Annotated in this window: 8 protein-coding genes and 1 tRNA gene; 5 read left to right on the top strand and 4 right to left on the bottom strand. The window is 71.9% G+C overall.

All coding sequences use genetic code 11. The annotated features are described in order from the left end of the window. Positions 1-46: 46 nt before the first annotated feature. Both VGH76_RS21215 and VGH76_RS21210 read right to left on the bottom strand, forming a co-directional pair. Positions 47-1498: a serine hydrolase domain-containing protein gene (locus VGH76_RS21215; RefSeq protein ID WP_331558700.1), complete on the bottom strand. Its 1452-nt coding sequence runs from the start codon at positions 1496-1498 to the stop codon at positions 47-49. 991 nt (positions 1499-2489) lie between these two features. Continuing rightward, positions 2490-2717 carry a hypothetical protein gene (locus tag VGH76_RS21210; protein ID WP_331558699.1) on the bottom strand — a complete coding sequence of 76 codons (228 nt, stop codon included), beginning with the start codon at positions 2715-2717 and terminating at the stop codon, positions 2490-2492. 636 nt (positions 2718-3353) lie between these two features. On the opposite strand from VGH76_RS21210, the gene VGH76_RS21205 reads away from it, so the two are divergent. From VGH76_RS21205 to VGH76_RS21195, 3 genes are all read left to right on the top strand, one after another. Next, entirely contained in the window at positions 3354-6614 is a 3261-nt protein-coding gene (locus tag VGH76_RS21205) for a BTAD domain-containing putative transcriptional regulator (RefSeq protein WP_331558698.1), read from the top strand. Between the two features lie 194 nt (positions 6615-6808). After that, complete coding sequence (locus VGH76_RS21200; RefSeq protein ID WP_331558697.1) at positions 6809-7216, top strand: hypothetical protein; 408 nt, start codon at positions 6809-6811, stop codon at positions 7214-7216. A 336-nt stretch (positions 7217-7552) separates the two neighbouring features. Continuing rightward, entirely contained in the window at positions 7553-8398 is an 846-nt protein-coding gene (locus tag VGH76_RS21195; protein ID WP_414637773.1) for a tyrosine-type recombinase/integrase, read from the top strand. Positions 8399-8467: 69 nt separating this feature from the next. On the opposite strand, the gene VGH76_RS21190 is transcribed toward VGH76_RS21195, so the two are convergent. Both VGH76_RS21190 and VGH76_RS21185 read right to left on the bottom strand, forming a co-directional pair. Next, positions 8468-8541: transfer RNA gene (locus tag VGH76_RS21190), tRNA-Pro, on the bottom strand. Between the two features lie 33 nt (positions 8542-8574). Continuing rightward, positions 8575-9141: a TIGR03086 family metal-binding protein gene (locus VGH76_RS21185; RefSeq protein WP_331558696.1), complete on the bottom strand. Its 567-nt coding sequence runs from the start codon at positions 9139-9141 to the stop codon at positions 8575-8577. 169 nt (positions 9142-9310) lie between these two features. Between VGH76_RS21185 and VGH76_RS21180 the strand changes: the two genes are divergently transcribed. Together VGH76_RS21180 and VGH76_RS21175 are read left to right on the top strand one after the other, a co-directional pair. Then, entirely contained in the window at positions 9311-11941 is a 2631-nt protein-coding gene (locus VGH76_RS21180) for a helix-turn-helix transcriptional regulator (protein WP_331558695.1), read from the top strand. Positions 11942-12092: 151 nt separating this feature from the next. After that, complete coding sequence (locus tag VGH76_RS21175) at positions 12093-12446, top strand: hypothetical protein (RefSeq protein WP_331558694.1); 354 nt, start codon at positions 12093-12095, stop codon at positions 12444-12446. The last annotated feature ends 8 nt before the right edge of the window (positions 12447-12454 follow it).

Genomic DNA, 12454 nt, shown 5'->3' with positions numbered 1-12454 from the left:
GTTCGCCGCCAGTGGGCAGGGAGGACATCCAGATCAGGAGGTACCGTCAGGCGACCTGCTGGACAGCATGTCCCGACCGGCGAACGAGACGGCCATTGATCTGAATTCCGTCGATCATTCCGGTGTGCCGATCTGCCGTGAAACGGCCGCCGACCACGTGCCGCCCCGAGCTGGGGTCCGCGAAGGTGAACGTCAGACCGTCGTGGCACGTCAGCAGGGCGACGTCGCCGTCAACGACGAGGCGCAGGTCCCCGTCCTCGCCGCGGGTGACCGCATACTCGAGGTCGCCATTGGCGTACTCGCCGATGCAGTTCTGTGGAGGTTCGATCGGCGGTCCCTGGGAGGCCCACACCCGGGGGCCGATCGGGATGTCCTGACTCAGCTCGCCAAGAAGGTCCTGCCACAGGACCATTCCGATGTTCGCGTTGCTGGTGAGCGCCACGATCCGCTCACCTACCGGGTCGACCCGTAAGTGACAGGACGTGCCGTCCGCATTGCCGTCGTGGCCGACCCAGTCGGTGGCCCCCTCGTGGAAGACGGCCAGACCCGCGCCCCATCCGTCGGCAAGTCCGAACGGATCGGCGCCGGAGACCGCCCGCCGCATCTCCTGGGCACACTCCGCCGGGAGCAGGTCGGGGACGCCCCGGCCGACATGCATCAGCCCGAGGGAGACCAGATCGACAGCGCTCACCGCCAGCGCCCCGGCTGGCGCCTCGGCCGATGCCAGTGATTGGCGCACGGGGCGGGTCCTTCCGACGGCCGTGTTCACCGAGTGACCGCTGGCGACCGGGCGGCCGGTCTCTTTCCACTGCGGTCCGGCAATGAAGGCGGGGTCCACTCCGAGGGGCCGAAGCAAGATCGACTCCATGGCCGCGCCCCAACTCATCCCGGTGATCTTCTCGATCAACAGGCCGGCCAGGATGTAACCGGCGTTCGAATACGAAAAGCCGCCGCCCGGTGGTAGCACCCGCTCCTGACGGCGACAGTGGTCCAGGACGTAGCGCCGCAGCGAAGCGGCGACCACGTCCTCGGAGTCAGGGCCGGAAGCGAGACCGCTGGTGTGGCTCAGCACCTGACGAAGGGTGAGCTGGTCGCCCCACCCGACCAGCTCGGACAGGTGCTCGACCAATGGTGCATCGAGCTCCACGTCCCCGTCCGCAACAAGGATCATGGAAAGGGTCGCGGTGAAGACCTTGCTGATCGACCCGATGGGGAACGCGGTCTCTGGACTGACGGGGCGTCCGCCTCCATGCTCCAGCTCACCGAACTCGGCGGTGACGGTACTGCCGTTTCGGTGCACCGCGAGTTGGACACCGGGGATCCGGTGGCGCCGAGCCAGGTCTTGGAGCGTTTCGGCGAGGTCGCCCGCCGCACCGGGCGCCCGCTGGCCGCGGTCCGATGCCCGTCCCGGGCCACAGCCGAGCGTGCTGCCTCGGAGTCGGACGCGCCCGTCCGGCCGCGACGCCTCAGTGAGGATGCTGGCACTGCCCTCTGCCATGTCACTCCCTGTTACGCTCACTCACTCCCCGACAATCCCGGTCCGGGCAGGAACGATAGGTACGGGCGCCCGCAGCGACCTTTGGGTTCGCTTAGCGATCCCCCACCGCGACTGTCGGAGGTCTCGCCGCGAATCGCTCCCGTTCGGGCGTGACCTGCGACTTCCCGAAGCCAACGTCCATCACCAAAGATCCTTGCTGGCCTGCGGCATAGGTCAGGTAGACCGCGGCGGGTCTCGAGCCGCGAACCGCCCGCCCCTCGTTTCGAGCAGCCGGTCCGGTCTCGGCTTCCCCAGCGAGCTGCCCGACCCTGTGGTGGGCCTACCTCCGGCGCCGCCAGCCGCAAGGTCACGAACTGCGACTGGCGTGCTAACCGGGGCCGCGCCCAGCCCCACCAGGCATGCCGTGGTTGGCTTCCAGCTTCTGGGCAGGCCGCACACGGGACCCGCGGTCAGTGTGGCGACCGCCACCACCTGCTAGCGATCCTTGGTCGCTAGGCCGAGATCAGTTGACCTCTCGCGACCACATCTGTAGCCGCAGGTCATCCCTGAAGGAGCGGGGTCGGTCAACCCCGTCGAATTGGGTTCTTGATCTTGTTTTTGCGATCTCCGGCGGGGTGCGGGCGCGCCTGTAGCCGGCGTCGGGGTCAAGGATCGATCGGAGATCGACCGCGTCAGCGGCCAGAGGTCCTTGAGGTCGACGTCGGTGAGCGCACGATGTTCACCGCGGACGAGCGAAAGATCGAGGTGTCAAGGCTCCTGGAGAGTGATCGGGGACGAGGCTGGGTGCGTGGCTCCATCGCCGGTGGCCCGGCAACACGACATGGCCCCCGGTGGGGCTCTGTCGGTGTCATCCCTTCGCCCCGCAAGGAGGGCATGGAGTGCTGCGACAGGTGCGGCCGGTCGGGGTCAATCAGAGAGGGCGACCACGCCGAGCCCGGCGGACTCGGGGGTCATGACCTGCGGCGACCCGCGACCGACCACGTATGAGCCATCAGCCGGCGCGGGAGCTGGGCAGGCAGCGGATGTCGCGATCACGTAGCCCGTAGAACACCATCCCGATCAGCTTGCGGGCCGCGGCGACGGTGGCGATGTTGCGCCCGCGGCGCGCGGCGACCCGCTCCTTGAGCTGCTCGCCAGCCTCGGTCATCCGCACCAACACCGACCCACGCCGATGGACGTCGATCCCGACGACCTGGCGTCCCTCATACACTTCCGACACGGGGCCTCCCCAACTCACGGACGCAGCCCCCCGAGAATCACTCGGGAGCCACGAGGAGCGGGAGGCCCCGCTCCTTCATCGCATCAGGTCTGCTGTCGTTGCGCTGTGGTACAGGCGTCAAAGAAGGGAGTCCCCCATGAAGCCGGCCCGCGAGCAGCAAACTTGACTCGATCTCCCGACTTCCTCGTGGCTAGCTTGGCTAGCGCCGCTCGAGAGCTCGGTCACCCGGACGCCCGCCCGCAACACCGACAGTAAGGGTATCCGCGGATCCCGCGACCCGGTTGGCACTAGCGCCACTCGACCGAAAGCGTTGCAATAGCCGCCTCATGAGCGGCCGAATAGGGGACTAAATCGGCTCGAGCACCGGGGTCTGGATCTGAGATCTGATTCGCGCGACAGCGGAGGTGGGCCGTTCGGACGTACTCACTTGCAACACTCGGACGCTGGCCCGACAACCGCGGCGGGGCTAGCTTTCTTTGGCAGGGGGGATGCAGATGCTGCATTGTTATAATTCGGTTGCTGGAGAGCAACCTCGACGAGGCGAGGACCACTTTGCCTACGGCGCCAACGCCTAGCATCGGAAGCGTCGCCGATTCACCGGCTCTCCTTCGCATTCCTTCTCTGCAGCGACCGTCGGTGGAGGCACGACTAGACCTCGCCACCGAGCGCCCGATCTGTCTGGTCACCGGGTCGGCCGGGTGGGGCAAGACGACGGCGGTCAGGATGTGGGCGCGCGGGAGGCCGGCGGCGTGGGTTTCGGCCCGCGACCACCGGCTCTCGTCTCGCCGGCTGCTGCCGAGCCTGGCGGGGGCCTTGGATCCGTTCGTGCCGGCACCGCGGGGCGACCTGGTGACCGGGGCGTCGGGCGATGAGCCACCGGCTTGGGACCATGTCGTGGATCTGGTTCGATGGCTTGAGGCCGGTCTGCGCGATGACGTCGTGCTCGTCGTGGACGATCTGGTGGAGTTGTCTTCGGATGTGAGTGCGGTTCACCTTCTCGGCGCGCTGTGTCAGCTGCTGCCCGAGCGTCTCCATCTGGTTCTGCTCACTCGGAGCGAGCCACCTCTGCACCTGGAGCGGCTGCACGGGCAGGGTCTGATCGCCGAGATCGACGCGACCCAGCTGGCGTTCGGGGTCGAGGAGATCGGGGAGCTGTTGCGGGTCGCGATGGGCGAGGATTGCCCGGGGCTCGCCGCGCAGCTCTTCGAGCAGACCGGGGGGTGGCCCGCCGCGGTCTGTCGAACGGTCGAGGTCCTTGGTGGCGCATCGCTGGAGGAGGGGCGCCGTGCGGCGCTGCGGGTGACCGCCCCGGGCCAGCGGTTCCGGATCTTCCTGGGCGGGGAGGTGATCGGCGCGGAATCGGAGCGGGTTCGCGAGCTGCTGAGTCGTCTCGCCGTGCTGGGGACGGTCGAGCCTCCGGCCGAACCCGCGCTCGGGGTCGCGGACGCGGACGGCCAGCTCACCGAGCTGGCTCGCCGGGGGCTCGTGCGGCAGCCCGACCCGCCGGGCGTGGGCTGGTCGCTGATCCCGGTGCTGGGTCGGTTCATCGCCAGCGAGCTGGAGCACTCGCCGGCCGAACACGAGTTCGTGCACCGTCAGGTCGCACAGCTGTCGGCCAACCAGAACTCATACGCCCGGGTCCTGCGGCTACTACTGGCCGCGAACGACTACGAGGGCTGTGTCACCGCCCTGGCCGAGCACGGATTCGCCCTGCTGAACGGCGGGCAGATCGACGTCGTGCTCGAGGTCGTCGAGCAGTTGCCGTTGCGCTATCTCGATGACCGCCGAGTACAGCTGGTGCTGGGACGCGGCCGACAGCTCAAGGGCCAATGGGCCCGAGCGTTGGAGTGCTTCAGGCGCGCTCAGGACGACAGTGATGAGCTCGACCCCCAGCTTGCCTGGAGTATGGGTCTGGTGGCCTACAGCGTCGGCGACTTCGCCGACGTGCTGGCCTTCTGCCGCCGCGGTCGCCTCGGCACCGGAGACGTCGCAGACGAGTCGCGGCTGTTGTCGATGGCCGCGAGCGCCAGCCGGATGATGGGGGATTACGAGCGATCGCGGGCGCAGCTAGAGCGCGCGCTCGTGCTCGCCGAGCGGTGTCACGACCCGGCGGCCTGGGCGGATGCGTACGGCGTGCGCGCCATGCTGGCGGCGGCCGATGGCGACCGACGGCGGGCGGAGTCCTACAGCATCGCGGGGATGGAGGCGGCCGAGGCAGCTGGCGACCTCCCGCAAACCCATCGGTTGCGCGTCCTGCGGGCGTTCCACCTCGTCGAGCAGGGGCGCGCGGCGGATGCCCTCGCCCAGGTCGAGACTGCGGCAGCGGTCGCGGAGCTGTGCGCCGAGGCGCGCCTCACCGCGCACACGCTCGCCGTCCGCGGCGTGGCGAAGGCCCGCCTGGGTCGGCTCGCCGAGGGGGTGGACGACCTGTCGTCCGCGCGAGACCAGTTCGAGCAGGTCGGCTCGCGCTTCCTGGCCTGGCCGCTGTGCGCACTAGGGGACGTGTATCGGCTGCGCGGCCAACTGGCGCGCGCCCGCGCCGCCTACGAGGAAGCCATCGGCATCGCCGAGCCTGCCCGCGACGTGTTGGTCCTCGCGTCCGCGCTCGCCGGCCTGGCGCGGGTGCGGGCGATAGACGACGTCTCCTTGGCTCGTGACCTCGCGAAGCAGGCCGTGGCGCTGGGCGAAGGGCTGCGCGAGATACCCTCCCTGCTCGCACGCGGGTGGGTCGAGCTGTCGGCGGGGTGCCGGGATGCGGCGACCAGGTACGCGGCCCGTGCCGCCGCCGCCGCCCGCATGCGGGGTGAGCAGCCGGGGTTGGCCGAGGCCCTCACCCTCAACGTCCTCGCCTCGGAGAGCCCCGCCTCTCACGTCGGTCTGCTCACCGAGGCGATCGAGATGTGGCGCTGCGCCGGCTGCCGGATCGAAGAAGGCATCGCCCGACTCGTCGCAGCCCGCCTCACCGGCGCCCTCGGCGACAGTGCTGTCGAGCTCTCGGCACAGGCTTTGCGCGACCAGGGCGTGAGCCTCGGACCCGCGCCGGCCGCAGGCCCGCTGGCTGCGCTCGTCCGGACGGGCCCAATCGTGTCCATCCGAGCGCTCGGGGTATTCCAGATCTACCGCGATGGGGAGGCCATCCCCAAGGCAGCGTGGCAGTCCAAGAAGGCCCGCGACCTGCTCAAGATCCTGGTGGCGTGGCGTCGGCCGGTGCGGCGCGAGCAGCTCATGGAGTTGCTGTGGCCGGGTGTGGCACGCGCCACGGCCGCGCCGCGGTTGTCGGTGCTCCTCTCGATCGTTCGCGACGTGCTCGCTCCCGGCGCGGCGCCCACCGACGACGGCCCGCTCGCCAGCGACGACAACGTGGTCTGGCTGGTCAATGTTGTCGTCGACGTCGAGGTCTTCCTCGCCCGGGCCCAGGCCGCCCGCACCCAACACCAACGAGGCGCCGGTGACCCGCTCACCGCGCTCGCCGACGCCGAAGCCCTCTGCACCGGCAGCTTCCTCGAGGACGACCCCTACCAGGACTGGGCCGCCCAGGTGTCCGACGAACTGCAGGAGATGCACGTCTTCCTTCTGCGAGCTCTCGTGGAGCGGTTGCGGGATCACAACGACGTCGACGGCGTGAGCTACTATGCGCTCCGGTTGCTCGAGCACGACCCCTTCGACGAACAGATTCATCTGGATCTCATCCATGCGCTGCTCCGCGCTGGTCGATTCGGTGACGCCCGCCGCCGCTACGCAACCTACGTCCGCCAGATGGCAGAGATTTCCATCGAGCCACGCCCGTTTCCGAAGGCACGATTGAACCCCGAGCGCCCCGCGGTGGCCCAGGCTAAGCCTGGCTCTTCGGACACCGCGATCACCAGTCGATTCGGTCGACCCAGAGGCACCTCGTAACGACCCGGATCCCCCAGAGGGTCTGCACACGCCCGTCGCTCTTCTCGCCTCTCTGGTCGGCGCCACGTGGTCTGTGGCGCCACTCCCGCACCGACTCGTTCGCCGTCGTCTCCGACCCGGTCATCCCACCGCTGCGGGTCTGGGCCGGCGCCCTACTCCGCGTCCGCGCCGAGGTCACCGCGCTGGCCCTGGTCGTGGTCGGGCTGTCGCTGCTGCACCGGCTGCTGCCGTGGGCCGCGGTGATCGCCGTCGTCGTCCTGGTCGGGGTCGTCCTGCTCGGTGTCCCGGCCGCCCGGCACCCCGTGACCCACCGCGCCCAGGCGGTGATCACTCGCCACGAGCTGCGCGCGAAGCTGGTCGAGGCCCGCTGTTGGAACGCCTCGGGGCAGCTGCCTTGGCTGCTGTGGTCGCGGCCCTCGCCGGTCGGGGAGACCGTGTGGCTCCTACTCCCGCCCGGCCTCTCCCCCGCCGACGTGGTCGACGAGGCCGACACCAGCGCCTCCGGCTGCTGGGCCCGCGCCGCCCGCGTCGCCCCGGCCCGCTCGAACTCCGCGCTGATCCGGGTCGAGGTGTTCCGCCGCGACCCGCTCACCGCGCCGTGATCCGCTCCGCGCTCGCCGACTACGACCACCGCCACGGCCACCCGAAGCCGCGCGGGACCACGCTCGTGACCCGGTCGACTCGACGCTGCACACCGTCGGCTCCCGCTTCCGCCACCCACGGCGCGAACGGCCGGCCCCCGCAGCCCGAACCGCTCGGCGACCCCGACCACGACCTCGTCACCGCCGCCCAACGCGCTACAGCGCAGGACGACGACGCTTCCGCTGCGGACCCGGTGATCCCGCTGCCGCGCACGACACTGGTGCGCAGCGAGGGAGCGCAGGACGCCCCCGCTGAGCCCACCGTGGTGGCTGGCCGAGGCGGGGACTGGTCGGACTATGTCTGAGCCGACCCGCCCGCTGCGCCACCTCGCCCGCCTCGTCGCCCACCTTCAGGCTGCCACCGCGAACCGGCCACGCCCCGACGGCGAGGAACGCGGTCCGTCGATCTGGGCGCCGATCCACCTCGGGGTCGACGAGTACGGCCACCAGGTCTCGAACACCCTCGCCTACCGGAACCTGCTCATCGCCGGGGAGCCCGGCGCGGGCAAGTCGGTCGGGCTGAACAACGTCGTCGCCCACGCCGCTACCGCGCTGGTCGCGCGTTCGTCCGAGGAGTTCCCAGGCTGGGGCCGTGTGGTGATCTTCGCGGCGTCGGCCGCGGCCCGCATCGGGGAGGTGGCCGGCGTGCGGGTCGGTGACATCGACACCGCCTCGTGGACCTGGACGGTCCGCCGACAGACCACCCCCTCCCCCGGAGGGCTCGTGGACAACTGCACGAAGGGCGAGCGGGCCCGCAAGGTGCCGCTCATCGTCGAAGTCCGGGAGCTGGTCACCGCTCGGCTGGCCGCCATCGGCGGCGACCCGGATGCTCGACTGTTCACCGGGCCCCGGGGTGGGCGGATCACCACGGCGATCCTGCAGGATGCCACGCACTGGGAGGAGGTCGTGACCGCGCTCGGGTTCGAGCACCTGCGCCGCCACGATCTGCGGCACACCGGTCTCACGTGGATAGCGGACGCCGGGGTCCCGGTCCATCACCTCCGCAAGATCGCCGGACACGGCTCCCTTACGACCACCCAGCGGTACCTGCACCCGGACCACGACGCCGTCCTCGGCGCAGGCGAACTGCTGACCAACTACCTGCGCGGGTCCCAAAGTGGTCCCAAGCTCCGGGCGGTGTGATCACCCATGATCGTGGTGCAGACAGACGAAAGCCCCGCTGACCTGCGTCAACGGGGCTCTGTCGGTGTGTCGGGACGACAGGATTCGAACCTGCGACCCCTTGACCCCCAGTCAAGTGCGCTACCAAGCTGCGCCACGTCCCGAACCGCTGCCCGACCGCTGCAGCGTCCCGCACACTACCCCACGCCGCCGCCCGGGCCGCTTGCCGGGTCGCGGCCGGAGAGCTTGAGCAACCGGTCCAGCCCGGAGGCCTCCTGGGCGTCCGGGAGGGGGGTCCCGAAGGGGCCGCCGGACATGCCGGAGAACTGCTCGACGAAGGGCAGGCAGACCTCGACGTCCTCCGGGATCACCGTGAAGGGCGCGCCGATGGCGGTCGCGAGGTCCCAGCCGTGGAGCACCACCTCGTCGAGCGCGACGACGCCGAGGGCCGCGCGCGGCATCGTCATGCCGCCCGCCTCGTCCTGGCCCTCCCAGGCCTCGGGCTTGCGCCACGCGTCCGAGAGGTCGGCGAAGGACTCGGCGAGCAGCTCGCGCCAGCCCTCCGGCAGCCCCGACGCCGGCGGCTCCCCCGTCAGCTCTTCACGGCGGGCGACCGCCGCGAAGTGCGCGGTGAAGCCCGCCATGTGCTCGATCAGGGAGCGGACCTCCCAGGCGTGGCAGGGGGTCGGCAGGTCGAGGTGCTCGTCGGTCACCAGGGCGACGACGCGGGCGGCCGCCGCGGTCGCGGGGAAGAAGTCGTGCACGCGGTCCTCCTGTGGTGCGGGGCACATCGTCCCCCGAGTCTCCCGGTTTCCCTGCCGTCGCGGCCCATCCGTCGGGATCTCCGACGAGAACAGGGACGCCCGGGGATGTGACCCGTCACCCTGTTGAGGAAGACTACGGCCCGTCCGTTACCCGAAGCGGAGGTCCGCCATGACCTGTTCGGCCGGTGTCTGGCCGTTCTCGGGGCGGGACTCGGAACTGGACACGGTCACGCGCGCCCTCCGGCGCCACGGCGTCGTGGTGATCGCGGGGAAGGCCGGGGTCGGGAAGAGCCGGCTCGCGCGCGAGCTCGTCGGCCGCGCCGCGGACGGCGCCGGGTCCGGGATCGTCGTCGGGACCGAGTCCGCACGCGACGTGCCGCTGGGCGCCTTCGCGCCCTGGCTCGAGGTCGACGGGCCGCGGGCCTCCGACGTCTCGGCCATCCAGCGCGCGACCGACACCCTCGAGGCCCACGGGACGTCGTTCGTCCTGCGCGTCGACGACGCGCACCTGCTCGACGGGGTGTCCGCCACTGTCCTGCACCACCTGGCCCTCCGGCGCGCCGTCCGCCTCGTCGTCACGGTCCGGACCGGTGAGCCCGCTCCCGATGCGGTCACCGCGCTGTGGAAGGACGACCTGGCCGAGCGGATCGAGCTCGGCCCGCTCGACGAGGGCCAGACGCGGGCGCTCGTGCGCGCGGTGCTCGGCGGCCCCGTCGAGGCCGCGGCCGAGCACCGCCTCTACACCAGCAGCGGCGGCAACGTCCTCTGGCTGCGCCACCTCGTGGACGCCGAGCGGGCGGCGGGCCGCCTCGTCCGCCACGTCGACACCTGGACGCTCGACCGGCAACCGTCGATCTCCCCCGCCCTCGACGAGCTGGTCGCCGCCCGCCTCGGGCGGCTCTCCGACGACGAGCGGCGCGCGCTCGAGCTCCTCGCGCTCGGCGAGCCGCTCGGGCTGTCGCTGATGCACCGCTTCACCTCTCCCGAGGCCGTCGAGGCGCTCGCGGAACGCGCGCTCGTCGGCCTGGAGCAGGACGGGTTGCGCAGCGAGCTGCGGCTCGCCCACCCCCTCTACGGCGAGGTGCTCCGGGCCCGGATGAGCCCGGTGCGCTCGCGGCGCCTGCGCAGCGAGCTGTCGGAGGCGCTGAAGGCCACCGGCGGCCGACGCTCGGGGGACGAGCTGCGCCGGGCCGTGCTCGCCCTGGGCGGCGACGCGGCGCCGGACCCGGAGATGCTGCTCAAGGCGGCGTCGCAGGCCGCGTCCCTGACCGACGTGGAGCTCGCCGAACGGCTGTTCCGGGCCGCCCGCGACGTCGGGGCCGGGTTCGGGGCGCACATCGGCCTCGCGCAGATCCTGACGTGGCTGATGCGGCCCGACGAGGCCGAGGCCGAGCTCGCGGCCGCCACCGCGGCGGCGGCCGACGACGACGAGCGGGCGCAGGCGGCCGCTACCCGCTTCTCCCTCCTGCACTTCGTCCTGGGCCGTCCCGACGACGGGCGGGCGGTCCTGGACCAGGCCGAGCAGAACACGGGCTCCGCCGCCGCGCGCACCACGCTCACCGCCGCCCGAGCCATCGCGGCGATGGCCGAGAACCGGCTCGAGGACGCCCGCGCGGCGGCGTCGCGGGTGCTCACCGCGCCCGACACCCCGCCGATGGCGCTGATCTGGGCCTGCTGGGCCGAGGGGCTGCGCCGCGCCGTCTCCGGGGTGGGGCAGCCGGTCGGCCCGCTCGTGCGCGCCGGCATCGAGGCCGCCCGGCACACCGCGGAGGCTGCCACGTGGCAGATGAACCTGGGCTACGCCGAGGTCCTCGACGCGGCCCTGTGCGCGGAGTTCGACCGGGCGCGGAGCCGGGTGGACTGGCTGCGCGAGCAGCCCGGGCCGTTCGCGCCCCCCTTCGTCGCCCTCTACGAGGGCCGGATCGCGCTGGAGACGGGTCGGCCCGCGACCGCCGTGGCGCACATGGACAGCGTCCTGCCGTACTTCCCCGGCGCCGGCGGCGGCTGGACGCGGATGCTCCACACCATCGTCGCGGAGGGACGGGCGATGCTCGGCGACGCCGAGGGCGCCCGCGCCGCCCTGGCCCGCGCCGACGAGGCGGCACACCCCGGAGTGCTGGTGTTCGACGCCGAGCTGGAGCTGGCCCGCGGCCTGCTCTGCGCCGCGGACGGGCGGCTCGCGGAAGCCATCGCGCGCGCGAACGGCGCGGCCGCCCAGGCGCGCGCCGTCGGCCAGTTCGCCACCGAAGTGCTGGCCCGGCACACCGCCGTCAGCTTCGGGGACCGCACCCAGCCCGCCCGCCTCGCCGAGCTCGCCCGCGTCGTCGAGGGTCGGCGCGTCGGCGCCGCCCACGCCCACGCGCTCGCGCTCGCCCGCCGCGACGTCGACGGGTTGGTCGCCGTCTCCCGCGACCTCGAGGACCTCGAGCTGACGGTGTTCGCCGCGGAGGCCGCCGCCCAGGCCGCCGTCATCGCCCGCGAGGCCGGCCGCACCACCGACGCGGCCGCAGCCGGGAGCCGGGCCGCCGACCTCGCGGAACGGTGCGAGAACGCCCGCACCCCGGCCCTGGTCGCGTCGGTCTCCCCGTTGCGCGTCAGTGATCGGGAGCGCGAGGTGATCCACCAGGCCGCGAGGGGGCTCACCAACCGGCAGATCGCCGACCAGCTCCACGTCTCGGTGCGCACCGTCGAGAGCCACATCTACCGGGCCTGCAGCAGGCTCGGCCTGAACGACCGGACGGCGCTCATCGACGCGCTTATCCCCCCGCGGCTGCGCGAGAACTCCCCGGAATTGCAGTAGCCGCTACTGCTGCCCTCGCCGACCCCGCGTTCGGAGGATGTGCGGGTCGGGGTGGCGGGCCGGAGGTGCAGCGATGGAACAGCGTCAACGGCGACCGCTGCCGCCAACCCGGGAGGTCCCGCTCCCCCGGTCCGCCGCCGGCGTCACCTCCGTGGCCGAGACCGGGGACGGCCACGTCGTCGAACGCGTCGTGGGCGCCGACGGCAGCACCACCCAGCGCGACACCGCCCCGGACGGCAGCTGGACGCTCACCACCGACGACGGCCACGGGACGACGGTCGACGGCTACGGCGCGGCCGACGGGTCGCACTCGATGACGACCAACCACGCCGACGGGTCCTACGACTACGTCCACGACGACGGGTCCGGCGCGATCGTGCTCGTCCACCGGTCTCCCGACGGCACGTTCACGCAGTCCTACCGCCTGGCCGACGGCTCCTGGTACACGATCGCCGACCACCCGGACGGCAGCTTCACCGAGTCCGGCACCGACCTGATCGTCTGAGTATCGCC

This window comes from Actinomycetospora sp. (assembly GCF_036497585.1).
In the GTDB taxonomy this organism is placed as follows: Bacteria; Actinomycetota; Actinomycetes; order Mycobacteriales; family Pseudonocardiaceae; genus Actinomycetospora.
The sequence above is the reverse complement of the archived record's forward strand: the minus strand, read 5'-3'. Positions and strand labels throughout refer to the sequence as shown.

Excerpts from the sequence above, each read along its gene's own strand:
- VGH76_RS21215 (WP_331558700.1), bottom strand. The coding sequence starts at position 1,498 with ATGGCAGAGGGCAGTGCCAGCATCCTCACTGAGGCGTCGCGGCCGGAC.
- VGH76_RS21195 (WP_414637773.1), top strand. The coding sequence starts at position 7,553 with ATGTCTGAGCCGACCCGCCCGCTGCGCCACCTCGCCCGCCTCGTCGCC.
- VGH76_RS21180 (WP_331558695.1), top strand. The coding sequence starts at position 9,311 with ATGACCTGTTCGGCCGGTGTCTGGCCGTTCTCGGGGCGGGACTCGGAA.